The 24,901-nt window shown below is 57.7% G+C and carries 15 protein-coding genes; 12 read left to right on the top strand and 3 right to left on the bottom strand.

Annotated elements, in window-relative coordinates; all coding sequences use genetic code 11:
• The first annotated feature begins 164 nt into the window (after window positions 1–164).
• The 6 genes from ACREYQ_RS25985 to ACREYQ_RS25960 all read left to right on the top strand — a co-directional run bounded on the left by ACREYQ_RS25985 (window position 165) and on the right by ACREYQ_RS25960 (window position 10,773).
• Window positions 165–743 (top strand): hypothetical protein, encoded by a 579-nt coding sequence (locus tag ACREYQ_RS25985; protein ID WP_432260857.1) that lies wholly within the window; start codon window positions 165–167, stop codon window positions 741–743.
• Between the two features lie 371 nt (window positions 744–1,114).
• Window positions 1,115–1,708: a hypothetical protein gene (locus ACREYQ_RS25980; protein ID WP_432260856.1), complete on the top strand. Its 594-nt coding sequence runs from the start codon at window positions 1,115–1,117 to the stop codon at window positions 1,706–1,708.
• An 883-nt stretch (window positions 1,709–2,591) separates the two neighbouring features.
• Entirely contained in the window at window positions 2,592–9,179 is a 6,588-nt protein-coding gene (locus ACREYQ_RS25975) for a DUF3320 domain-containing protein (protein ID WP_432260855.1), read from the top strand.
• A gap of 62 nt (window positions 9,180–9,241) precedes the next feature.
• On the top strand, window positions 9,242–9,724 hold the full coding sequence (locus tag ACREYQ_RS25970) for a hypothetical protein (protein WP_432260854.1): 483 nt from the start codon (window positions 9,242–9,244) through the stop codon (window positions 9,722–9,724).
• Window positions 9,725–9,822: 98 nt separating this feature from the next.
• Window positions 9,823–10,137: an H-NS family nucleoid-associated regulatory protein gene (locus ACREYQ_RS25965; RefSeq protein WP_432260853.1), complete on the top strand. Its 315-nt coding sequence runs from the start codon at window positions 9,823–9,825 to the stop codon at window positions 10,135–10,137.
• Between the two features lie 78 nt (window positions 10,138–10,215).
• Window positions 10,216–10,773 (top strand): HEPN domain-containing protein, encoded by a 558-nt coding sequence (locus ACREYQ_RS25960; RefSeq protein ID WP_432260852.1) that lies wholly within the window; start codon window positions 10,216–10,218, stop codon window positions 10,771–10,773.
• Between the two features lie 12 nt (window positions 10,774–10,785).
• Here the strand turns inward: ACREYQ_RS25960 and ACREYQ_RS25955 are convergent, their stop codons facing one another.
• The 3 genes from ACREYQ_RS25955 to ACREYQ_RS25945 all read right to left on the bottom strand — a co-directional run bounded on the left by ACREYQ_RS25955 (window position 10,786) and on the right by ACREYQ_RS25945 (window position 14,975).
• On the bottom strand, window positions 10,786–11,481 hold the full coding sequence (locus tag ACREYQ_RS25955) for a hypothetical protein (RefSeq protein ID WP_432260851.1): 696 nt from the start codon (window positions 11,479–11,481) through the stop codon (window positions 10,786–10,788).
• 88 nt (window positions 11,482–11,569) lie between these two features.
• Entirely contained in the window at window positions 11,570–13,828 is a 2,259-nt protein-coding gene (locus ACREYQ_RS25950) for a Mov34/MPN/PAD-1 family protein (RefSeq protein ID WP_432260850.1), read from the bottom strand.
• Window positions 13,821–14,975, bottom strand: a complete 1,155-nt coding sequence (locus tag ACREYQ_RS25945; RefSeq protein WP_432260849.1) for a metallohydrolase — start codon at window positions 14,973–14,975, stop codon at window positions 13,821–13,823. Before ACREYQ_RS25945 ends, ACREYQ_RS25950 begins: the two co-directional genes overlap by 8 nt.
• Before the next feature lie 121 nt (window positions 14,976–15,096).
• Between ACREYQ_RS25945 and ACREYQ_RS25940 the strand changes: the two genes are divergently transcribed.
• The 6 genes from ACREYQ_RS25940 (at window position 15,097) to ACREYQ_RS25915 (ending at window position 24,595) form a co-directional block, all read left to right on the top strand.
• The gene (locus ACREYQ_RS25940; RefSeq protein WP_432260848.1) at window positions 15,097–16,011 is read left to right on the top strand and encodes a helix-turn-helix transcriptional regulator; all 915 of its coding nucleotides are present in this window, start codon (window positions 15,097–15,099) and stop codon (window positions 16,009–16,011) included.
• Window positions 16,012–16,037: 26 nt separating this feature from the next.
• Window positions 16,038–16,838 (top strand): hypothetical protein, encoded by an 801-nt coding sequence (locus ACREYQ_RS25935; RefSeq protein ID WP_432260847.1) that lies wholly within the window; start codon window positions 16,038–16,040, stop codon window positions 16,836–16,838.
• A gap of 178 nt (window positions 16,839–17,016) precedes the next feature.
• Complete coding sequence (locus ACREYQ_RS25930) at window positions 17,017–18,498, top strand: hypothetical protein (RefSeq protein ID WP_432260846.1); 1,482 nt, start codon at window positions 17,017–17,019, stop codon at window positions 18,496–18,498.
• Window positions 18,488–19,219 (top strand): hypothetical protein, encoded by a 732-nt coding sequence (locus tag ACREYQ_RS25925; RefSeq protein ID WP_432260845.1) that lies wholly within the window; start codon window positions 18,488–18,490, stop codon window positions 19,217–19,219. Before ACREYQ_RS25930 ends, ACREYQ_RS25925 begins: the two co-directional genes overlap by 11 nt.
• Window positions 19,212–23,564 (top strand): hypothetical protein, encoded by a 4,353-nt coding sequence (locus ACREYQ_RS25920; protein ID WP_432260844.1) that lies wholly within the window; start codon window positions 19,212–19,214, stop codon window positions 23,562–23,564. The genes ACREYQ_RS25925 and ACREYQ_RS25920 overlap by 8 nt, the downstream gene beginning before the upstream one ends.
• Window positions 23,561–24,595, top strand: coding sequence for a Wadjet anti-phage system protein JetD domain-containing protein (locus ACREYQ_RS25915; RefSeq protein WP_432260843.1), 1,035 nt, complete (start codon window positions 23,561–23,563; stop codon window positions 24,593–24,595). Before ACREYQ_RS25920 ends, ACREYQ_RS25915 begins: the two co-directional genes overlap by 4 nt.
• Window positions 24,596–24,901 lie beyond the last annotated feature (306 nt).

The raw sequence follows: 24,901 nt of genomic DNA, 5'->3' as shown, positions 1-24,901 counted from the left end.
ATCTGCTCGGAGCATTTCGCTCACACTCGCGCCAGAGCAGGTAGCGGATGCTGGTTCTCACAAATCATGCCTCCTCGCCGAACCTACACCTATATGCAGGCAACACACATGCCTGTGTGAGCCGCCGACCGGCTTGGCTCGCAGCCCAACAGATGAAAAAAAGAATGAACAACTTTGGCGACAATGTGCACGCCGTAGGCAGTTTTGACGTTCTCGCGCGATTCTGGCGCAAGCCGGAGATGCCGGAAGGGCTGCCTCTCTACGCTGGTGCGTTGACATGCCCGGTGGCGGCCTCTGCCTTGGCCAGCCTGCCGCGGGATTTCTCGCCGGCGACCATGACCTTCGAGAGCCTCCTGCTTGGCGCGCATCCCATCATCGAGATGAAGTTGTCCGTTGGCGACCTGGAGATTCGCTGGCTTGCCGATGCGAAGGACCCGGACATTTGGCAGGACATCTACTTCTGGAAGCAATGGAAGTTCGTGCCGGTTGTGGTCGGCGTCGAGCAGGGCACCGAATGGGTCTACCGGTTCTATCTGCCGGAGATGCCGGCTATCGCTCTGACGCCGGGCGGAATGATAGACACGAAATACGACTGCGGAGAGGCGGGCCTGTGGCTCAGTATGGTCGACCACATCAAAAGCCATCCGACTGCATACCCGCTCATGTCTGCCCGCGTGCCACCGGTGCCACGACCCGACGAGTTCAAGGGTATCAAGCTCGTGCTATCCCCTGAGGGCATTTGAGTTGAAGCTGGAGTAGCCTGGGCCGAGCTTCTTGCGCTGCATCACATCATTCGTCGGCCGAGTACTCAGGCAGCATACCCGGAAGGATCCTCAGGCGCTCAGGACTACTCCCCACGAAGAATTCTGGCGCCGAGAACTAACTGCACATGAGGCAGCTTTCGCGGCTACCCCAAAAACTCCCCTCCGTATCGCGAGTTCTTTGAGCACGTCATGGCGCTTCGATCGAGCTATACCAAGGACTGCGGTCACCGAGGGTGATCAGACTCGGACGTGGTCATTACTGCATGAGGTCAGCGACTGCTCGTCGCGAGACTGTCAACGGCGTGTGCAACGCGAGAATTTTCCCCATCCTAGATTGAAGGAGAGAACGAATGGTTGATATGTATGGGTTCGAAGTAGGCATGGAAGTGGTAGGAACGCTGCGCGAACTGCACGTGTACGCAAGCGTGTCGAAAGCCGATGTTTCGGGCTTGGGCACTGGACCGATGCTGACTTGTATGCTGGCAGCATCGAAAGCGCATTGTGTTCCGGAGGGAAATGTTGCGTCATGCGTGCACTTCGAGCCAGTCCAGCTTCGTGTCGGCGTATTAATGGCCGTCAGGGTGCAACTTGGAAGTACTCAGATAATCTGGCTTGCGGACATGACAGACCCAGAAATCTGGCAAGCCATCGAGAGGTGGAAGCGTGAGAAGGCCATGCCGATTGTAGTTGGAGTCAAGAACGGTGATGGTTGGAACTACCATACATACCTCGTCCCAATGCCTACCTATGAGCTGAGCATAGAGGGAGACCTTCCGAAGATGCCAAGATGGGAGGTCGAGGCGCTCTGGATGGGTATGACATCACCAGCCACACGTTACATCGTACAGGCGCGTGCGCAATCCGACAAAACGTTGGAGCATGTCTTTGTTTACCCGTTGTTGACGGCGAAGATGTCAGAACTGCGCGCTGAGCCCGATGATTGACGCCATCGCCCGCCCTAAAGGGATGGGCTTATCGCACTTCTCGCCTATAGACAGCCCTTCATGAACCTTCCAATCCGTCGGACGTGATAGATAGCCCGACTATCCACTACTAACCGAATCTTGCGCGATAGCCGGCCTTAACGGGGTGGCAATGTCCGAAACCTGCTCGAATCATTGTCCGTTTTGTCCGAAAACTGTATGAAACGTCGTGCGCTTTTGTGGTTGCTTTAGCACAAGGCGCGAACTCCGCCAGCGCGCGCGATCGCGACACAGCGCCCTCATTTCGCATCGCCGGAGGGACCGCGGCCTGGTACGCCTGCAGATGCGAGCCACAGTCGGGCCACTGAGGAAGTCCCTTTCTTTCCAAACCCGCCGGCGCGCCGCTGTAGGGGCCGGTGCGGGATGAGAATGGCAGAGCGTTGGATCGGACCAAAAAGAGCGCCGCTGCACAACCAGGGTTGTGCAGCGGCGGGTAGCAGAAATACTTCGTTAGTCTAGGCGATGTAAGCGCCGTTTGATTCTGAAATAGATGGAGCTTTGCCCGCTATCTCCCGATAAGTCCCTCAGCCACCGGTGGCATACAGTATATCTTCGATGACGCTAAAATGACCGGTGCGGGGTTCGTGAGTAATGCGTCACCTAGAGTTTCAAAAAGGGCGCCTACTCCGCTATTGAGCACCCCGAACGTGGTATGGAAGGCGTATTAAAAATGTGCCAACATTCTCGCCCACTGAGGTGTCTTCATAACTCGGCGAGCGGCTGCTGGGCAGAAGAAATGTATTTGATTCGATGCATTACCTGAGCAGCATCCAGCTAGGCCGATTCAACAAGTTTTCGCTTCTTGGTTCGTGGGCGGACCAAGTCAAGCATTGGACGGGGCTGGATGGAAAATACGAACGCCGAGCAGGCGCCGGCTGCAGAAGAGCTGCCGCGCATTAAGGTCGTCGCCACATTGGCGGGCAAGATCAATCTGGCGGACTTCCAGAACGCCGTTCCCGCGATCCGTGACCTCACCGTATTGAATGATACGAAGGTCGACTACAAACATCTTCGTCTGGTTGCGACGTCCGAGCCTGCGTTCCTCAAAGCCAAGACTTGGCACCTGGACCGACTCGGCGCGGAACAGACTCTCCGTATCTCTGACCTTGATATTCCCTTGGACGGGCCCTTGCTGGGCCGCCTCACCGAAGCCGAGAAGGCGGTCGTCACGCTCCGGCTTCTGACCCAGGAGTCTGAGGAACTGGCGGTCGCTGAGCTTCCAGTCGAGCTGCTCCCTCGGAACCAATGGGGTGGCATCTCGTATTTGCCGGACATGGTGGCGGCGTTTGTGCAGCCAAATGAGCCAGCGGTAGAGCGGCTCCTGAAGCAAACATCGGAAGTTCTCCGCAAAGCAGGGAAGAGCGGAGCCATTGATGGATACACGAACGGCGCTAAGCGGGCTTGGGAGTTGGCTTCGGCAGTGTGGACTGCGGTGGGGTCCATGGGCTTGGACTACGCGCTCCCGCCTGCGAGTTTCGAGCGCACGGGCCAAAAGGTACGAGGCCCTGGCCAGATTGCCGACTCCGGCCTGGCAACTTGCCTCGACCTTACGCTGTTGTTCTGTGCCGCCTTGGAGCAGGCAGGATTGCACCCTATCGCCGTCTTCACAGAGGGACATGCCTTCGCCGGTGTATGGCTGAAGGCCGAAGAATTCACCACTGCCGTCGTCGACGATGTGACCGCGTTGCGCAAGCGTGTGAGGCTCAAGGAGCTGGTGCTCTTCGAGACCACGCTGGCTACCCATCGCCCGATGCCGAGGTTCAGCTACGCAGTCGAGAAGGGCGCAGAGCAGATCTCCGAAGCGGACGAGCACAAATTCGGACTGGCGGTAGATATCCGGCGCGCTCGTCTCCAACGCATAAAGCCATTGGCCAGCAGTGAAGTGGCGGCGCCTGTGCAACCTGCGGCGCAGGGTACGGACGTCGAACCGGATTTCGAAGAAGCTCCGGACCTTCCGGAAGATTTACATCAGACTTCGGTCGACGATACGCCGGAGCGGCCAGAGGACCGGTTGACACGCTGGCAGCGAAAACTGCTCGACCTGTCACTGCGGAACAACCTTCTCAACTTCAAGGCTACGAAGAAGGCGGTCAAGCTTGACGCGCCCGATCCGAACGAGCTTGAAGACCTGCTGTCCGAGGGGCACGCCATTAAGCTGTTGCCGCGTCCGCAACTTATGGAGGGCAACGACCCACGGAGCCAGGCGCTCCACGAGGCGCGTGAGCGTGAGAACTTGCGTCGGCAACATGCCTTGGATGCCCTTAAGCGGAAGGAGGTCTTCGTAGGTATCACGCCCGAGGACATGGAAGCTCGATTGACCGAGCTCTACCGCTCGTCTCGCGCAGCGCTTCAGGAGGGCGGTTCGAACACGTTGTTCCTGGCACTGGGATTCTTGTCATGGACCCGCGAAGCCACCGATGACAAGCGTTTTCGGGCGCCGCTTATCCTGGTTCCGGTCAGCCTCGAGCGCAAGAATGCGCGCTCCGGCTTCAGCATCCTGTTGCATGACGACGAGCCGCGCTTCAATCCGACGCTGATTGAGATGCTTCGCCAGGACTTCGACTTGTCGTTGGACGTTGCGGAAGGCGAGTTGCCCAAGGATGACTCAGGCCTGAATGTGGGAGCCATCTGGAACCGAGTCTCCGACGCAGTCAAAGACATCAAGGGCTGGGAGGTGGTCGATGACGTCGTGCTGTCTTCGTTCTCGTTTGCCAAGTACCTGATGTGGAAGGACTTGGTCGAGCGGACAGACCAGTTAAAACAGAGCCCGGTGGTCAAGCATCTCATCGATACACCGCGAGATGTCTACCCGAGCCCCATCGAGTTCCCCGAAGCCAGAAACCTCGACCGCGAACTCCCACCGCAAGATACATTCTGTCCGCTCCCGGCTGACTCATCTCAATTGTCGGCAGTGGCAGCGGCGAGCAAGGGCAAGGACTTCGTGCTCATCGGTCCTCCGGGTACTGGCAAGAGCCAGACCATTGCTAACTTGATTGCGCAATGCTTGGCTGAGCGGAAGCGCGTGCTGTTTGTTTCCGAGAAGATGGCGGCTCTGGACGTCGTCTACCGGCGTCTGAAAGATGTCGGGCTCGGAGGCTTCTGCCTTGAGCTGCATTCCAGCAAGGCTCGCAAATTCGAAGTGCTCGAGCAGCTCCGAAAATCTTGGGACGCTGCGAACGCAGTTGAGCCGGAGGACTGGATCGCTGAGGCAGAGCGGTTGGGAGCGGTGCGTGCGCAGCTGAATCGCTACGTCGAACGCCTCCATGCTCGTCATTCGAACGGGTTGAGCGCCTACCACGCAATCGGAGTGGTTGTCGCCGGCAGAGAACTGCCGATGGTAGAGCTGTCCTGGCCGGGGGCAGAGGTGCACGATAGAAGCGCGCTAGACAGGCTCCGCAACGCAGCCGACCTCCTTGATGTGAACGCGAAAGCCGTTGGCGAGCGTAATCTCACAGCGTCTCCGCTCGCGCACGTTGCCCATAGTGAGTGGTCGCCCGGTTGGCAGGCCACTTTGCTCTCGAAGTCCGCCGCGTTGAAGCCTGTGGTGGAGCAGTACCACGCGTCTGCATCCGAGTTCGTGGGTACGGTTGGCTTGCCGCAGACTCCATTGGACGGGAAAGTTCGGAACGCGCTCGCTTTGCTTGCAAAGATACTCCCGGATGCCGCAGGTCGCGATTGGCAATTCGTACTGAAGGCAGATGCGAAGCAGATTTTTGAAGGTCTGAACAGAACTGTGCAACTGGTCCAGGAGCATAGTGAAGTCATGGCCGCGCTGCCTGCGCCCTTGGATGCCGAGCGAATCGAAACTATTCGACAAGCCATAGCCGCACTTACGCGACATCGAGAACTTATCGAGCAGTTGTCTGGGCCTTGGGCTCCGGCCGTACTCGAAAAGCTGCAGCATGGCGTCGGACTCGTCTCTGCAATCGCAGACGAGACGCGACAACTGTCGCTGCCATACAAGTCGAAGCTCACTAGCACATTCGTCAAGCAACTGAAGACCGAACTGGACGAGGTGGAGGCATCGGCGTGGCCAATGAGCTGGATGAAGCGGAAGGCGCTGATCAAGAAACTGAAGGAAGCCGCCGACGGCCCAGGAGAGCCGACAATCGAGAACGATGTTCAACGCCTTGTCAAGATTGACGACCTCCGTACACAGGTAATTGAGATTACTGACCTCAAGCATTCGACCGGCGGTGTCTGGACTTCCTTGGAGACTGACTTGGATGTGGCTCGAGCATCCATTTCATTCCAAAAGGCCCTCGTGGCCTCGCGCAATCGTGCGGATTGGGAAGACATTGGACTTGAGCCGATTGCACAGGGCGCATGCGGTGATATTCCGCGTGCCGACCTCGCACGGATGAAGGAGCTTCGCAACCTCGGTACAGAGCTCACGCGACTGGAACGTGTGGCAGCGGACATGCCGGGCGTCTGGACCGGCTACGAAACGGATTTGGCAGTTGCCATGTCGTTTGCGGTGTATCAGTCGGCGCTCCGTGAGGCCAAGGCCGGAAGGAAGTGGACGGACAGCGGCCTGACATTTGTCGAGATGGGGCGGTGTGGCGAGTTGCCGGCTCGTACGCTCCTTGGCATGCGTAAGCTCGTTCGCCTGGAGCAGGAGCTTGGTAGTCTGGCAGACTTGGCGCAAAGGACAGCTAATCTCTGGGCCGGGCTGCATACAAAGGCAGATGAGGTGGCCGCAGTACACGCCTTCCATGGGTCGCTGTTGGCTGCACTTGCACCACTCGCGGGAACGCCGGGGGGTGTTGCAGCTGTGCGGGAGAGCATTGGCCGCATATTGGGCGGCGGCAACATGCTGCTGGAGCCGGGCGGTCCCATTGCCGTAACCGGACGTCAATATGGGGATGCTAAGGCCTCGCTTGATGCTGCAGCTGGCGAGTTTGCCATTGCGAGTGGCCTCGCTGGTGATGACGTATCGATACTGAACCTGACCCCAGCCGAAATCGGGGATAAGGCGTCGCAAGTCATCAACTCTCAAGGTCGACTGAACGCGTGGTGCGCATGGCGCAAGGCGCGCGGCCAGGCGATCTCGTTGGGCCTCGCGTCGCTGGTTGCTGCCGTGGAACATGGTGCTGTCGCGGCCGGTGACATTCGCGAGATGTTCGACACTGCATATGCGCGCTGGTGGCTGAATGCAGTTGTGGATGCCGATGATGTCCTTCGGAACTTCGTGTCTGCTGAACACGAGAAGCGCATTCGTGACTTCCGTGAGCTTGACGAGCGCTTTACTAAGCTGACGCAATCCTGGGTCAGAGCCAGACTTTCCTCCGGTCTCCCGACGCAGAAGAGCGTGTCGCGCGATTCGGAGTGGGGTGTGCTTCGCTATGAGATGAACAAGAAGAGTAAGCATCTACCTCTTCGTGAGCTGATGAGCCAAGCTCCAAGCGCGGTATTGTCTCTGACGCCGTGCCTCTTGATGAGCCCATTGTCCATCGCCCAGTACTTGTCGTCAGACTCGGCGGACTTTGACCTGGTTGTCTTCGACGAGGCGTCGCAGATTCCGGTGTGGGACGCCATTGGAGCGATCGCTCGCGGCAAGCAGGTTGTGATGGTTGGCGATCCGAAGCAGCTTCCGCCGACGAGCTTCTTTGACCGTGCGGAGTCGGATTCCGAGGATATTGACGTAGAGAGCGACCTCGAGAGCATTCTTGACGAATGTATTGCCGCGAACCTTCCCACTCGGAACCTGTCGTGGCATTACCGCAGCCGTCATGAGAGCCTCATTGCGTTTTCGAATCATCGCTATTACGAAGGTGGCCTTGTAACCTTCCCATCGCCGGTGACGAACGACCGTGCTGTCAGCTTCCATCTCATCAAAGAGGGACTTTATGAGAAGGGAGGGGCGCGTATCAACAAGCCAGAAGCGAAGGCCCTGGTTGTGGACCTTGTAGCGCGCCTGAAGCAGCCGGGATTCCGCGAGTCCGGGTTGACGATAGGCGTTGTTACGTTCAACACCGAGCAGCAAACGCTCATTCTTGACCTCTTGGACGAAGAGCGGCGTAAGGACGCCAGTATCGAGCCGTTCTTTATGGATACCGAGCTCGAGCCAATCTTTGTCAAGAACCTTGAGAGTGTGCAGGGGGATGAGCGAGACATTATGTATTTCTCGCTTACCTATGGCCCGACCGTCAGCGGTGAGCCGTCCATGAATTTCGGGCCAATGAACAAGCAGGGCGGTGAACGCCGCCTGAACGTGGCTGTCACCCGAGCTCGGCACGAATTGCGGGTATTCTCTAGTTTGCGTCCGGAACAACTGGACCTTTCGCGTACCCAGGCCGCAGGCGTTCGCGATCTGAAGCACTTTATGGAGTTTGGCGAGCGGGGAGCTCGGGCTCTAGGGGAGGCCGTTGCAGGGAGTTTGGGCGGCTTCGATAGCCCATTTGAGCAGGCAGTGCATTCCGCACTGACGGCCAAGGGCTGGAATCTCCATACGCAGGTTGGCGTCTCTGCATTCCGTATCGACCTTGGCGTCGTAGACCCGGACGCTCCTGGGGCATATCTGGCCGGGGTTGAGTGTGATGGCGCGACATATCATCGCTCAGCGACAGCGCGTGACCGGGACAAGCTGCGCGAACAGGTGCTTCGCGGCCTTGGATGGGAGATAGTGCGAATCTGGTCGACGGACTGGTGGATCGACGCCAACGGTGTTGCGGAGAAAATCCATCAGCAGCTCTCTGCACTGCTATCGGCAAAGCGTGCCTCTCGCGACGAGGAAGCTGAGCGTGCAGAAGCGCTGGCCAAGGCAGCAATCGATGCCGCCATGGCAAAGCCACCGGCGGCGGCTCCGCAGACCCCTTCAACTTCCGATTCAGCTCGAATTGAGAGTGAGGATATCGAGGTCGGCCCAGCCGTTTTCGCCTCCAATCATCCTGCGTCCTCCGCGCCGGCCTCGGACCCTGTGGATGCGTTCGTGGAGGTCGACCTGTTGATAGCGGGCTACGCCATCAGTCCAGACTCATTCTTCGACGCGGACTACGACGCAACCCTGCTCGGTATGATCGAGCATGTCATCTCCGTTGAGGGGCCGGTGCGGGACGAGGTGCTCGCCCGGCGCATCGCGCGTGCACATAGCTGGTCGAGAACAGGTTCTCGCATTCAGGACCGCGTCGTACGGCTCGCTGAATCGCAATTCGTTGCGCGGAACGAGGACGTCGGCACCTTCTTTTGGCCGAAGGGAAGTGATGGCACGGAAGTCATTGGTTTCCGTCGGTCTTCCGTCGGCAACGCGCGCTCGGTGGACGAAATCTCACTTTCGGAACTCACTTCGCTCGCCAGCAAACTGCGAGGCGATGGGCATGATGAAGAAGCGGCTCTAACTCTGATGGCACGAGAGTTGGGCTTGTTGAAGTTACGGGCGGCCAGTCGGGAGCGCTTGCAGACTGCGTGGCAGACCAGCGCACGGCTTCAATAGTCGACTTTTTAGTACCAGTTCGTGCAGCTGCTTCGTTTCGTTTTCAAGTACATGAGATTCAAATGGACCATGATGATGTCGGTGTGAGGGAATACAGAGGGAGGATTCGTACCGCAGCGGTAGCTTGGCGCGAAGATCATCGTTCCGAGCACAACGTCTGGACAATTGAAACCGTAAAGCACTTGGCGTTCGTGAATGGTGCAGGGCTGGCAGGCGCTGCCGCCCTTTATGCAAGTACTGACGCCGCCAAGAAGGTGTCCGGTTTGCTGGGAGTGCCCTCGGCTGTGTTCTTTGCGGTCGGCCTAGCGTTCGCCGTTCTCGATATGTACTTCAATTCTCTCGGTGCGCTTGCACGAATGAAGGACCTCGATGCTAGGCTTAGGATTTGGGATACTCATCCCGGGCCACGGCAGCCCGAAGCAAAAGAACTCCTGAAGGATACTACCGCTGGTAAATTGTGGTTCAGAGGCGCGGAACTATCAGGGTGGCTGTCGGCAATCCTGTTCGTGTTCGGAGCGTATCCCTTCGTCTTCTTAAAGTTCTAAGGTAGCCGCTCGCAACCGCCACTGCAAAAAATGGAAACCGCGTTTGACGCTGCTCCAATCAGGTTATCATCGCGATGGATCCACAAGGAGAAGTCCGCATGGCAACCTACAAGCAACTGCTGGCACAGAAGGAAGCTCTGGAAGCTCAACTCGCAGAAGTCCGCGCAACGGAAGTGGCAGGGGTCATTGAGCAGATCCGCACGCTGATGGAGCAATACGGTCTGTCCCTCGAGGACATTCAAGGCAAGCGCCGCCGTGGTCGTCCCGCTGGCACTGGAGCCGCCAAGGCAGCAAGGGAGCCGCTGCCCCCGAAGTATCGTGACCCAAAGACTGGCGCGACTTGGTCGGGTCGAGGCCGTGCCCCGGCATGGCTGGGAAAGAACCCGAATCGGTTCTTGATCGCGGAAGAATAACGATACTCTCCACGCTTGTGACACTGCTAGGCCGTGTCGCCGCATGGCCTAGCATCCCACCCTCACATCAAGCGGCATATGCTATCCACATCCCGCGCAAAGAACACGTTCGCCAGTGCCATTATGGATGCGGAGGTGTTGCTGTCGCTGTTTGATTCCATGAATTCGAAGCCACCGCCTGATAGCGCTGAAGTACTGAAGCGAGCAGGCCTGATTATGGCGCTAACGGCCTGGGAGACATATGTTGAGGACAGAATCCGGGAGGAGATGCACGTCAGGCTGAAGATGATTTCGGGAAGCCCGGTGGGAGACTTCGTGAGGCGAAGGCTCGAGGATGAATTGAAGCGATTCCACAATCCTAACACCGACAAGACCAAGCGTCTGTTCCAAGAGTACGCTGGTATCGACGTTACCGAGTTCTGGGATTGGCCGCAGTTTGATCGCGCTCGAGTAAAGAAGACGCTGGATGACCTCATCGGCAAGCGAGGAGACGCAGCACATCGCGCGCGGCCGGTAGTCCAAGGCGCTCCGCCTCCGCACCTCGTCAGGCGAGAGGAGTTGGAGAAGGCGATTCGCTTTCTAAAGGCTCTTGTCGATGCCACGGACAGAGCATTGGCTACGCATGCGTCCATCTGACCCAAATAGGGCCTAGTTTACTGGCGCGTCGATATTTGGGCGGCGGCGGATGCGGACCCGCTCTGGTGGGATTTCCCCGTCCGCCAGAGGATCCATCGCTGTCACCGTAATCCCTTTCGCAGGATCCCAGAATCCCACTTCATAGATGAAGCCCGTGGTGCGTACTTCGTCGTCGAAGGATGTCTTGTAGTCCGCCGCGCCAATGAGCACCGGTCGGCTGCCGCTTGGGCCGTCGCCGGCCCAAGCGGCAGCCGACCGTGTTACTTCGTCCCTGCTCCTTTGAATGTGTCCAATTACTTGGATCTCTTCGCCAGGCATGAGGTTGATGGCGCCAGTGTTGTTTGCTGCTATCAGTCGACGCAGCGAGGCCTGCTCCGGCAAGTCAATGTCCAGGGCAAGTGCGATGCCTTGGACGTGCTTCAGATTCAAAGCAGGGCTCTTCCCGATGTTCTTGAGAGTGTCCTTGTAAGAAATTTGCAACCCGCCTGCGGGCCATGTGATGGGCCCGGCAGGTTCGAACGATACGGCGATCCACGGTCTTTGGTCCGCAATGAGGGATTGCCGGCTCAAATTGTTTGCCTGTGTACTTGTGTCGGCCGCTCTCACGGCAGCATTCGCGGAGATTCGTGCTGATTCATTCGCGTTGAGCACGAGAAGAATCTGTACGACGGCGATGATGGCCAGCACCACGTTGGTAATCGGCGCCAATTTGCGGTCCGCGCAGGGTGCTAGCCGTCCCCCAGTAGCGCACCATACACGTGTGAAGGCGCCGGTTTATGGTGGGCGGAGGCCGAATCTACGGTGCCCCGTCGCGCACTAGGGCGGCATACCCTTCTGGGTGGCGAATCAGCAAAACGGCTGCGTGCCGGAGCTCTCCATCCAGAAGCTTGGCCGTATCTTTATCCATCTGCGACGGTCCGCTCGGTTCGAGATGGCTGTGCCAGGTACCTAGACACCAGAGGGTGCCTCCTGCGGATTCCTCGTACACCTGGATGGATGCAGCACGGCCTTCCACGCCCAACACAAATCGTCCCGCCGAGCGCTGACTATCAATTGGCGCTGGCAAGACCGACGTAATGTAGATTTCCCGTGTCGTTGAGCAGATACCACCAACGATAAGTCCGCCCGTCTCACGGCCAGGATAACGTGCCACGTCTTCTAGGATCTGCAGATGGGCATGCTCAAGTACTCGGACGGTCCACCCTTCGGTATCGTAGACGCGTGCAACGTTCGTCTGGCCGACGGTCTCACTTTGCCAAGACGCCGACATGCCATCGTTTCCGACGACAGCAACGGCTGCACTCGCTGTTTCTGGTGGTCCTTGGACCTCGATATTTAGCAGTTTCTGGCCCACACTTGCTGCCGCCAGCGAAATACGCGCATCCGATATTGGCATGGTAACGGAGTGACAGCCGACGCCAACTGTCAGCGCGCTGTCATTGATAGAAGGTGATTCGCGCAAAAGGCCGTGTTCGCGCATGCGCTCGTAGCTGTGATACATGAGCTCGCTGGTGTTCGGGCTACGTGCGGGTCCTTCGATAGTAAGGTAGGCGCCGGAACCCTTGTTGACCAAGGCCGCTTCAATGACGCGTGCAGTGAAGGGTTGCCCGGTCAGAAAACTACGCGCGGCTGGCGATCCAGTCGTATTAACCACGAAAGCGTCAGGATTCCAAAGCTTGGTCCGGTACTTCTCGTACTTGGCGGGGAGGGCGCGGACGTCCTTGGCGAACACTGCCGGACTATCCATTTTGAAATCGGCGACTACGTCTGCCATCAAGTTAGCCTTGGTGCGCCAGGTGGGGGCGCTAGGAAGCAATGCGTGGCGGGCGGTATTGTGCGCAAGGAACACGGTGCGGTCGACTAATAGCGACGGACGTATGCCGGCACGAGTCAAGTGCATGATGACTTTTGACCCAAGGCTTCCGCATCCCACGAAATTCCATTGCCTGCGAGGGCGAACATCAACGGGTATTCCGGACGTTCTCTGCAAGAGTTCGGAGGAAACGGGAGTAAGCATCGCAACCGCTTTCACGGTATGAGCGGAATCTAGTTTCAGAGTCCCTGGAAGCTGGAGGATAGTACGATAGGCCAGCATCTCGTAGCATGACTGTTGGCCGATAATGTGCAACGGACGACGGATCGGGAATATGAAGCAAAGGTCAAGCGACTGGCGGTCGCGCACATTCCTGGCGAGGGCATTGAAATTGCTTACGAAGTTTTGAAACGACGTGGCGCAACCCAATTCCGCGGCGCGAGCACTTAGTTCGGCGAGCGTAGTGACGGTATCAGCTTGGTAGGTGTCATGTACTGCAGCACCCGCTGGCCCGGTGGCGCCAGGCCAGCAGACCACAACGGGGACGGGGCCGCTACGAACGTCATCGTTAGTCTCACGTTTGCGCAATAGTCCAGCGAGCCACGCAGCGGTCAGAGCGCCATGATGCGGTGCGAGTTTGTCGTCCCGAGTCTGCCAGAGATCGTCATTGATGGTGCCGACCCCATAGACCAGGAACATCTTCCAGGCACTCCACGGCGGATTGGCGGGCACCAGGTCATCTGGGTGTGCCATCAGGATGCTGTGCGAGTACCGGCGTCGGCTGGGCTCCCATCCCTGAGAGCTGTTGGTAAGTTCGTTAATGGCCGCCTTATCCAGCCAATCTGCCATCTGTGATACCAATCGATACATTCCCTGCGAGTGCAGTACATCGACGGGGTCCCCGACCGTCAGACACGGTGGAACCGGGTCACCTAGCGCATGCGCATAGATGTGCGGCAGGTTGCGGGGAAAGTCCCTACGAAGAAAAAACGCCGGGGCGCTGTCCGGGAAATTCCCGTCGAAGACAATTTCGACCGGTTCTTCGGCCCGCACACCGTTGTCGCTTTGTCCTGCGGCCGCAGCTCGCGAAGGCAGGTTTACGGCGAACGTTGCCGTGACCCGGGTGCTGCCCGCATCGTCGGGAAGGATGTTATCAACCGATTGGACCGCCGGGTGTGAGTCGATTGCGCTGATAGCGCTCTCCAGTGCCTTGGAGAGCGCGTTCTGGTTGGGATCAGCCATGCGAGAGCGGCGTGCTGGCGAGTACGGAAGACGCCGTCGCCGTGCGCGGGACAGCCGACGATTTCCATTTGGCCTTTACGCCACCAGAGGTGATCTCAAAAGTCATCGGTTCGGGCGCTTTTTCGCTCGGATGGGTCGACGTATTGATGAACTGCCCCTTCACGCCGTTCGCAATACTGTCATATTCGCGCTTGGCGCGGATACACGGCGGATCGTTGTCGTCGTCCAGGATCGGACAGCTGCTGGCTACGATGTAAGCGCCTGCACGAGCCTGCGCCAGTGCCTTGCGCGCATCGGCCGAAACTTTGGCGTCTTCCTTCTTCTCGCTCCAGCTGTCGTACGAAAGCGTGTGCCACGAGCAATGGTGCGGTGACAGGAGCAGGTCGTAGGTGAGGTTCTCTGCTTTCGACTCGTGTCGCTTCCACTGCTTTTCCCAGATGTACACCTCTGCGTCGCCGCCGGTCAGGAACTTCACAGCGTCGGACACGGCTCCAGTGCCAATCGAGAAATTCATGATGACGCTCGATTCGTTCTTGGACAGCTTATCGGCGTCAACTTCATCATCGGCATTCATTGGTGCGAGAAGCAGGGCGCTGAACTTTTCCTCGGCATGACCTGCAACGCGGGTAATCGTCGCATCGGTCTTGACGAGAATCTCGCCCAGCTGGTCGGTCTTACCCCCGGTGTCCTCGCCGAGAATCAAGATTCGATCGCCATCCTCGCCGAGCCCTTCTTCCTTGAAAAGTGCGACGCGACGTTTGGCCTCGCGATTCCACGCCTTGGCGTCGTCGCAAAGCGTGTGGTTCTTAGACGCGCGGCGGAACACCAGCGGCGAAGACCACATCTCGCGGATGACGATTTTCGATGGCTCGCCCTTGGTCGGGTAATCGGTGAGGGGGCCAATATGGAAGTGCGCTTCGAAGCCACGGCAGTGGTCCTGGTCGGGATGGCTGAGAATCATGACGTCCACGTACGGGCGTCCTTCGTCGTCCGTACGGAGTCGCTCGCGAAGATCTTTCAGCACGTCGCGGACCCCGTCGCAGACCTGACGGATATTCGTGTCAATGAGAATCGTGCGTCCGCTCGACAGCCTGATGAGCGTCATGTCGCCGTTTCCAACGGGGAAGAAGGTGATTTCAGGAGTCATATGTGCCTTTTTGTTAACTTTGTACAGCGACTGCCGAGCCAATGGACAACAAACTATATGTAAATTAACTTTACGTATAGTTTCTATAGTAAAGTTTCTTTCTGTATGTGACAATAGCCGAATGGAAAATTTACAATCCCAGTCAAACTCCGCGGAAGCTCCTTCGCCTTCCGGGTCAGTGGCTCGTTGGGGGCAGGAGCGAAGGCTCGAGTTCATCGACTTTCGCCTGCAGTGGGATGGCCGAATCAACCGTAGCGATCTCACCGAGTTTTTTGGAATCTCGGCCCCCCAAGCGTCCGCCGACATCGCGCGCTATCGAGCGTTGGCTCCAGACAACGCGGACTACGACGGGAGTAGCAAGACCTATCTGGTCGGAAAGAATTTCGTCTCGCAGTTCGGCGCAGACGTTCCTGCCCGCTATCTGAACGAACTGCTTGCCAGTGAAGCGGGCGTGTTGCTACCGGGTGCGACCTTTCTTGGAAGTCGGCCAGAAATAGGCGTCGTACCCAGCCCGAATCGGACGTTGGCGCTGGACACCCTGCTTATGCTTCTACGGGCAATCAGGGAGCGGACGACGGTGCGGATGCAATATCAGTCCATGTCGCACGCCACTCCGCGGGAACGCACAGTTTCCCCGCATGCGCTCGCGCACGATGGTTCGCGCTGGCACGTTCGCGCCTATTGCTCCGAGAGGCAGGACTATCGAGACTTCGTGATTGCACGCATTTCCGAGCTAGAGGAATTGCGTACGCCGGGCAAAGGGGCGGAAGACGATCACCAATGGCATCGCATACTCAGGCTGGTCCTGGAGCCACACCCTGGACTGACAGAGGGCCAGAGGCGCGCGATTGAACTCGATTACGGCATGCAAGACGGCACCGTGGTACTGGAGTGTCGTCATGCGCTGGTGTTTTACTTCCTTCGGCGTTTCCATGTTATGGACGCAGATGAGTCTGGGGCGTCTCGCCAACAAATCGTACTCAAAAACCGAGCTGAACTGGCGCCGTATCTGAACCCTCAGTCTGAAGGTCTGTAAGCCAAGAAAAGAGGAGCTACGTGGACATGCTGGCGCTTTTCAATCAGGTGCGCGATCCGTATGAGCGAAAGGCTCGCGTGTTCCCGGGACTGCTGACTGCGTTGCCTTTGCTCGTGCCACTGTTGTGGATATTCGGACCGCGCAACCCCGTCTTGACTGCTTTGCTTGGTCTTGTTGCCAGCTGCGGGGCGATTTACGCGCTAGCGAGCATTGCGCGCGGCCGGGGAAAGCGCCTAGAGGAGCGGTTGGTGTCCGAATGGGGCGGGATGCCAACGACGTTAATCCTCCGACATCGAGACAGTTTTCTCGACCCGTACAGCACCGCGCGCTATCACAGCCTGATCACGGCCAAGCTGGGCATCGTGATGCCCAGCCGTCAGGATGAGCAAGAAGACCCTGCTTCGGCTGACCAACTGTATGTCGGGGCAACGCGGCAGTTGCGCGAAGCGACCAGAGGTAGCAAGCATGCGCTGTTGCTCAAGGAAAACATTGCGTATGGATTCCATCGAAACATGCTTGCGATGAAGCCCATGGGTATCACTACCTGCTGCGTTGGTATCCCGGCTGGGCTGTTACTCAGTCACGCGGTCACTTTTTGGCCACTGTCTTTCAATGCTTCTGCATTGTTAAGCCCTGGCGGCGCCGGTGGTGTAACGCTGGTCGCGTCACTGACAATCCTATGTGCTTGGCTCTACTTCACTCCGAAGCAGGTGAAGCAGATGGGTTACGTCTACGCCGAGCGCTTATTCGAATCACTGAGCCAGTTGCCGAACCGACGCCCACGATCAAAGGTTGTTCAGCAAGATGTCGCGGACAACGCTAGTTGACAACTGGACTCGCCAATCGCCCTGCAGCATCAGATCCAGGCGCCTTGGCCGACTGACACGTAGCCGCTAGTCACTATTTTTCCACAGTCAATATTATTTCCCTCGAGTAACGAATGGTCTTGGCTACGAATAACTTCTTTCCCCAGCACTCCTCGGGATGGTCTGGGACGCTCGTCAAATGTCTGCCGTAGACGCTCGTAAGGATCTTCTCGAAGGGGGCAGCGGCGGCGTGTCGCCCGGCTTTGAGAGGCCGACCGCCCTGGATTTGGGGCGCCAACAGCGAAATCTGCTGCTCATGCGCCCGCTCTTCGAGTTCGCACTGAAATCGCGGCGTGCCGATGGCAATGAAGCCTTATGGGCTGGCCTTGATACCAACTATCTTGTGCTCGCGCTGCTGGTATTCGTGATGGATGGCGGGGCGCTCGGCATGGGCAGAACATTCGCCGAGATCATTACTTACGTAGCAGAGACTGCGCAGCGTATGAAGCCATCGCTCGTCGAAGAGCAGGCACGCACCATTGCTCGTGAGGTCCTGGACACCGTACACAACGCGGAAAACAAGACACAGCAGTTCAGCTTCGACTACTTCGATGCGATTTCCGGGGAGACCCGTGCGCATAGTTTTTTCCTGCTGCGGTACGAGCGCTCAGATGAGGACGATGAGTATTACTTTCGGGTCTCCGACGAGGGGTTCCTTGTCTATCTAGGGATGCTCGACTTTGGCGCCGCCGACATGCAGGCGCTGATGGAGAAAATGCTCCACGAGTTCATTCGCCGCGGCAACATTGACCAGGCGATGGAAGCGTCGCAGCGAGCCCTGTACGAAGGTAGGCGTTACTTTGAGCAAATCAGCACTCAACTGCTACGGGCGCATCGCGTTCCCGATGTGGTTCGCTGGCAGGAAGACCTAGCACCTAGTTTGGATCAGGCCCGCAGCCATATTGATGCTCGCATGGAAGAGGAGCACCAACTTCTGCAGGCTGTAACTGACAGCCTGAACAACACATCGGATGCCAGAACTAGGGACAAATTCGTCCGTCTACGCGAAACGGTAGAAGGAGGGCTGACGACCACAGGTCGCTTGCTCCAGTTGGTTGGTGAAGCTGGAAAGCGCTACCGCGATGCAGCCCGAAGCCTGTTTCGAACTCGCCGGCGACACCGTTTGCCCAATGTCGAAGAGGTAGTTCTTCCGGAACTGTCGGACTTGCCAACCGCGACGCTCGCCAATTTCGCTGACGTGCATGGTCACGCCCTCTTTGGCGTGGGTCTACCTAAGCTCTATCACTTGGAGCAGATGTTTGCGACGCTGCTGACGCCCCAGTCGCAGAGTGTGGAGGCTTCCGCGGTCGTCGGCGATCTGGTACCGCTTGAGGGTTCCGCTCCGCGCTTTTCCAAAGCCGAGGTCGAGCTCGCAGAGAGTTTCTTGCGCCGGCATTTCGGGGAGCGAAGTGAGACCGATATCGCGAAGATCCTCGCACACGCTGAAGAGGAGAAACTCGGGCGGACCGTGCAGGAATATATGACTTTCATGATGTATCGGGCCTTCTCAAGGGATGAGTCTCCTTTCCCCGTAGATGCATCGACGGATGGTCGTTTCGAAACCAGTCTGGTTGCTGGCACAAAACTCGTTTTCGTTGGGCGAGACCAAAATGAATCTTGATATCACACCACGCAGCGCAGCGCGTCTAGTTGCCAAGGGCCTCCAAGCGCGTCTCGTGCCAGCAAATGATAAAGAGTACCGTGACCTTCTTGCTCTGTATGAAGGGCAGCCAAGCTTTCGTGAGTTAGTCCAGGAAATCGCGCTTGGACTATCGCTGTCAGTACTGTCGGGCACCGCACGCGGTCTGGTTCTCATGCCCGTTGACGACGAAAGCCGTTTTGCCTTCCGGCTAGGTGACATGCGGACGGCATTGACCTTGGAAGAGAAGGCACTAGTGGTGCTAATTCACACGGCGATTGCGGCGCACTTTTACCCAACTGGCGAGTCACTGGACGACGAAATGTACAACGCGCCGCCCGTCACCGAGCGCCAGGCGCTTGGCGCTCTCAAACTCGTCTGCCAGCATCTCGCGGCTCGCGGTACTGCGGAGCTGCAAGGATTGCCGAAAGAGTTGGAACCCGGCTGGCAAAGTGTGTTGCTCAAGCCCGAGGCTCGTCCCGAGCAGCAGCGTCGTACGACCAGCACGCTGGAGGGGCTTGTGTCGATGGTGTTCCGCCTTTTGCAGGATGCCGGCTTGGTTCGCTGCGAAGATGATGACGGTGTGAATTCTCGCTACACGGCCAACTGGCGTTTTACTGTTCAGCTGCGCGAATCGACGAGCCGGCTGTTCCTTGCAACAAGAGAGGCTATGAACGCCGAGCAGGAGAAACCGCATGCATAAACTATCGCGCGCTTACATTGCCAACGCGGGACATAAGCTGGCCTGGTACGACGGCATTCCGCTCGATTTTACGGACAGCGCGACTAACGACCCTACACATACCATTTACAACCTGGTCAATCAGGGTGGCAAGACGACGTTCTTGTCTCTGATTTTCTCATGCATTCGTACGGCACGAGATGAGTTCTTGCAAACGCTTTCCAACCCCGGACAGCGCTTTGAAGACTACTTCGACAAGGACGGCTTGCCAGGCATCATCGCACTCGAATGGCGGATGCCTGGGGATCTAGCCAGTTCCACACGGACCGTGATAACGGGCCAAATCGTCGTTGTTCGTCGTTCATCCGAGCCAGTCGAACTCGACCGTTGGTTCTTCCTGATCCAAGGTTCCGGTCCGGTGACGCTGGAAGATATTCCTGGTCCAAACCTTCGCTGTGGGCCGGAACAGATTCTGGCATCGCGCGATGATGTCGTAACCTGGCTGCACAAGATGCGTGCAGATTGGGGAGAGCAGGTCTTCTATTTCACGCAGAATCAGGCGGACTGGGCCAAGGCTCTGGTGGCGGTTGGTCTGGACGTCGAACTGCTGAAGCACCAGGTTGATTTTAACCGCAAGGAAGGTGCGATGGACGAAGCCTTCCTGTCCTTTAAAGACGAGCGGGAGTTTGTGCGTCGCTTTCTTATGCTGACGATGGATGCGAGTCGAGCTGACCAGGTGCGGGAGGCGGTGGCGGCGCATTGCCGACGCATCTCAACCCGAAAGCCACTGGAAGAGGCGATGGGGCAGCTTCTTCGGTTCGAAGGTGTGTACCAGCCTTTTTCAGCCGCTGCGCGCGCGTACGGGGAGGCGGTGCTGAAGCAACACGAGATCGGGAGTCGCATCGCTAGCGCCGTCGAGACGCTGAAGCATCGAGTCCGCGAAAAGACCGCTCTGAGGACGGAGCAGCAAGAACTCGTACGCAAGCAAAGCGAGGTCGCCGAGAGCGCTGAGACCAAAAAGGTCAGCGCATTGAAGAATGGCGAAGCCTACGAAGACGAGCAGCGACTGCGGGGTCTTCGGCGTGCAGAGGGTGCGCTGCAGGAAGCGTCGGACGCCCTTAAGGGAGCAGAACGGCATGTACGCTTGCTGAACGCCGCTGAGATACTGGCGGAAATAAGTGCTCGGAAACTCGAGGTTTCAGAGTTGAGGAGCGCCATAGACAAGGCAAACGGGGAAGTTGCGCCCATTCGAGTCGAATGCGGGCAGCGCGCTGCATTGCTACGCGAAGGTCTGGTCCGTGCTCGCCAAAAGGCGCTCAATGAAGAGGGTGAGGCTAAGGAGGAGGCGAGTAAGCTCAGCCAACGGCTTGAATCGCTGGCCGGCGAAGAAAAAGCTATTCTCGACCTTAGGACCGCAGCGCAGAAAGAAGGAATTACTGCAAACGCATCACTCACGGAGGCGTCCAGGCGACGCAGAAGCCTTGAGGACAGTAAGGCTATTCAGCCTGACGAGTCGGCGAGTGATGCGCTGGTGCGCTTGGAGCAGGATAGGGCGCGACATGAGCAAGCTGCTGGCGAGTTTGATGCGATTGCGGTAACCGCCGACGAAGCTGCGAGTGCCTGCGGAGAACAAAGGGAAGCTCTTCTGCTCAACCAGGCGGAAGCCGTGTCAGCGGCCTGCCGCTTCGAGGGCGAATTGGAGAAGGGCCTGACACAGCAGGACGCGCTGCGGACGAATCGGCAGATTTGTCGTGCCATCAGTGCAGATGTTGCTGATCCAGATTCGGAGGTTCTTGGTGGTCTCTTGGACGCGCACATCCAACGGGTCCAGGCCGATGCTACCCAGGCAGAACTGGACTACGCTCGTCTGGATGAGGATGCGCAAAGTATTCGTGATACCGGGCTCGCAGGACGCGATGCTGAAGTCACGAAGATCGTCCGCGCACTTGCCGAGAGCGGAATTAAGAACACTCAAGCCTACGCACAATACCTGGCGGCGGTGTTTCCCGAAGGAGAGCTTGCTCGGTCGCTTGTAGAGAGTGACCCCGCCAGATTCCTCGGAATTGCTGTCCCGACGCGTGAACAGTTGGACCAAGTCAGGACGCTTGTCCCAACGCTTCCCGGGCTGACAAGGCCTGTAGTCGTCTCGTTGGTCACGGATAAGCCGGCTGCCATGGGCGACACGTCTATCGTCTTGGGGCCGGCAGAAAATAGCCTTTTCAATCTGGAAGCGGCCGCCAGGAAGGGCGAGCGCATCGAAGAAGAGCTTGTAGCACAAGAAGCCGGCCGTAACCAAGCTCGACGTGTGCTTGAGGAGGCTCAGAAAGCCAAAACTGCGCTCGACAGCTATTTGCAGGACTTTGGTCGAGCGAAGCTCGAAGAATTGAGCGCCGAAGCGACGAGAGAGCGTGCGCGAGCTGAAACTTGCGGACAGCAACTCGAAGAGGTTTCCGTTCTGATTCGGTCCGAACGGGATAAGGCTGAGCAGGCTCGTCGCTCAGCCAATGAAGAGCGGAGGAAACTGGCGGACGTTGCGGGCCAAATTCGAGAAGTCACGGATTTCCGATCCAACTTTGACGTACATATCCCGACTTGGGAAGGTATCGTTGAGGCTAAACGTCGCGAAGAGAACGGGCTTACCGACTCGCTGAACGCGTTGCTGTCGACCAAACCAACTATCGAGAAAGAGATCCTTGCGCACAACGTAAGTGCGAACGGACACGCGCAGGAGGCACAGCGCATCTATCTGTCGCTGGCTGAGTTGCAGGACGTTGACAAGGAGTTCGATGCGAAGGCAGTTCTGGACGCCCAGCCCCGAACGGTTACGGAACTGCAGACTTTGTACAGAGCGTCCCGGGATGCCCTTGAAGCCGCCGAAAAAAAGCAGACGGCACCATTGCTTGCGAAGAAGGAAGCCGTTGAGCAAGGCCTGACGGCTGCCAATGCACGCTACACAGATGTAGGGGCGGGGCTGCCCGTGCAAGAGGTAAGCGTGTTTCTTCACGTGAACTTCAATCAGCAACGTGCCAAAGCGGAAGGCAGTGTCGATACCGCGAAGGCGCGAAAGGATCGCTGTCTTACCGAAAAGGGGGCGGCAAGCGAGAAGCTGGATGATTTTCGCAGGAATCGGAAGCATCCCGAGCATTCGATTGTCGGTATTGACGAAGTATCGGAGGACGGCCTCGTGGAGGCAATTAGCGCGGCGTCGGTCGCTGTCAGCAATGCCACTGAAGAGGTCGCGCAAGCCAAGACTGCCGTTCAGCAAGCCAAGCAACGAGCTGTGGAGTTTGAGAAGTATGTCGATTCGTTTTCGAACGCAATGAAGCCCATTGCGGGGCTCGTGCCAGAGAATCTCGAATCAACAGGAACTGTTGCACAGTTGCTGGACCATGCTTTCTTGGACGCAACTGTTGCGGTTGACGAGGCAGCGCGCTTGAGCGACGAGCACCGCTTGGCTGCAGAGAATTCCCAGAAGCAGTGGAAACGTTCACAGCATCTCTTCGAGAATGTGCGGTTGACTGCTTTGAGTGAAGATTTCAAAAAATCGGACGTGGAGTTGGCGGATGTGCTCCGCCGGAACACCCTTGAGGAAGCGCTGGGAGACTACGAGCGCATCGAGAATGGCATCGTCCAGCGCAAGGCTGTAATTTCCGATGAGCTCGCGAAGATGGACGAAGACTTCGAGCGTGCGGTCACTGAACTCTCGCAGCTGGTCGGCGACGCGCTATCGCTCTTGAGGCGAGCAACCGAGACGCTTAAGCTTCCCAATCATGTCCCACGCGTTGCCGGGCGGACGGTCCTGACGATGCAAAAGTCAATCTTTGGTCTGAGCAAGGAAGCCCGCCGAGAGCGCTTGGGGCCCTTGATGAGCCAGTTGGCGGCAGACGGAAACATCCCCGAGTCGGGAGCCGCACTGGCAACCCGTGCGGTGATGGAATTGGCCGGTCATAAGCTTGGACTGAAGCTGCTTAAGGTCGTCGAGATGGTGGACGAGCAGTACGTTTCTATCGAAAGACTGTCCAAGTCTGGTGCGGAGAGTATTTCGATGGCCATCCTGCTGTACTTTGTCATTGCGCGTCTGCGTTACGAGCAAAGGGCGCAATCGCGTGTGGCCGATGGTGGTGTACTTATTCTTGACAACCCCTTCTCGAAGGCAACCGCGAGGCCAGTTTGGGAGATCATCTTGGGCCTGGCGGATGCCATGAACCTTCAATTGATCATCGCTACGGGCATTCAGGAATACGAAACACTGTCTGTCTTCAAGCGATTCCTTAGACTGGCAAAGAACCACCAGAACACGGCTACCGGACGGATGCACATTGGCATGGCGGACTATAACTTCAAGTCTGAGGCGAGGGCTGCATGACTGCTCTAGAGCGGTTCCAGGCATGGCTCGGAGCCTTTCCTCGCAAACGACTTTCACAGGACGAGTTCCTTGGCGGCGTTGAGCAGGCATGTCCGGAAATCAGCTTTGCTGACAGGCGGGTTAAGGCGCTTGAGATGCTGTCTGTCCTCCAGGCTTCGGGTGTACTGACCTTTGCGAACTCTAAGGCGGCCTGGGACTCGATTGGCTTTCCCCGGCTGCCACGGACGGTGACCGTCGTTCGGGCTGCATCGGAGCGCCGAAGCTTCGATCACATTGTTTGGGTCCCCGACTTACAGTTTGCCGTAGCGGTAACGCGGCGCGACTTGTTGGAGAAGCTTGAGGCGGTCAATAAGTTCATCATTGCCAACCGACACCGCCTCACACTTTGCGTCCCATATCGAGAGCGAGCCCTGGAGATATTCGGGGATGAGAAGTTCTTGGACGGTGCCGTGTCGGATGAGACTCTTTGGGGGCGGCTACCGTTGGCATCTATTGGGGCCTACAACCCGGAGCCCCCACTTCCGCGGGAAGATTTTCCCGAAGCCCGCGGGGCACTGCTGATCGTCGAGAATGTTCATACGTACCACTCGCTCGTTACCTGGAATGGCACAGCCAAGCGTTATCGATCTATTGCGTTTGGATCCGGCGCGGCGGTGACACGCGCACCGAAGGCCGTTCTCGTCGCCGTTGAGCGAAGCGGAAGCGAGGGAATTCAATATTTTGGAGACCTTGACCAAGAAGGGCTTGAAATAGCGATGCTATTGTCGCGACGCTTGTTAGCTTTGAGCGGAACGGTCATGGCTCCTGCCACTAGCCTGTACGACAAGCTGTTGCAGTTTGGCATCCGCCGGTCGCCTGGGATTGAGCAGGTAATCTCGGACGCTAGCCGAGCCTGGTTGGGACCGGAATTGAGTGGCCGCGTGGTCAAGCTTTTCGGGGAACGATTTTGGCTACCTCAGGAAGGGCTTTCTTTGGCGCGGCTGCTCGCGGACGACGTTGGTTCGCAGTCGGCCAAACTCGCAGCGATGTAGTTCTCCTCGGGCCATCGCCGCTCGAAATAGTGCCTAGTAGCCCTTCATGTGGACAGGATGGATAACTAACAGGTGATTCGAAGACCGGTCTGCTGCCTCCGCACGCCATGTCGCCCACAGGCGACGTTCCTCATCGATTTCCATTGCGAGCCAATTTCGCGCCGCGAGAAATTTGGAGCGGTGGCTTGGCACAAGCATCATCTCCATAGAGTACTCGGAATCAATGTCCTGTTTTTGGCTGACTGCGAGGTTTAGGTAGGAAAGGAAGGTCCTCTCTAAAAAGCCAGACGGTGACGGGTGCATCAC

The organism is Cupriavidus sp. TMH.W2, assembly GCF_050847365.1.
Classification (GTDB): Bacteria; Pseudomonadota; Gammaproteobacteria; order Burkholderiales; family Burkholderiaceae; genus Cupriavidus.
The sequence above is the reverse complement of the archived record's forward strand: the minus strand, read 5'-3'. Positions and strand labels throughout refer to the sequence as shown.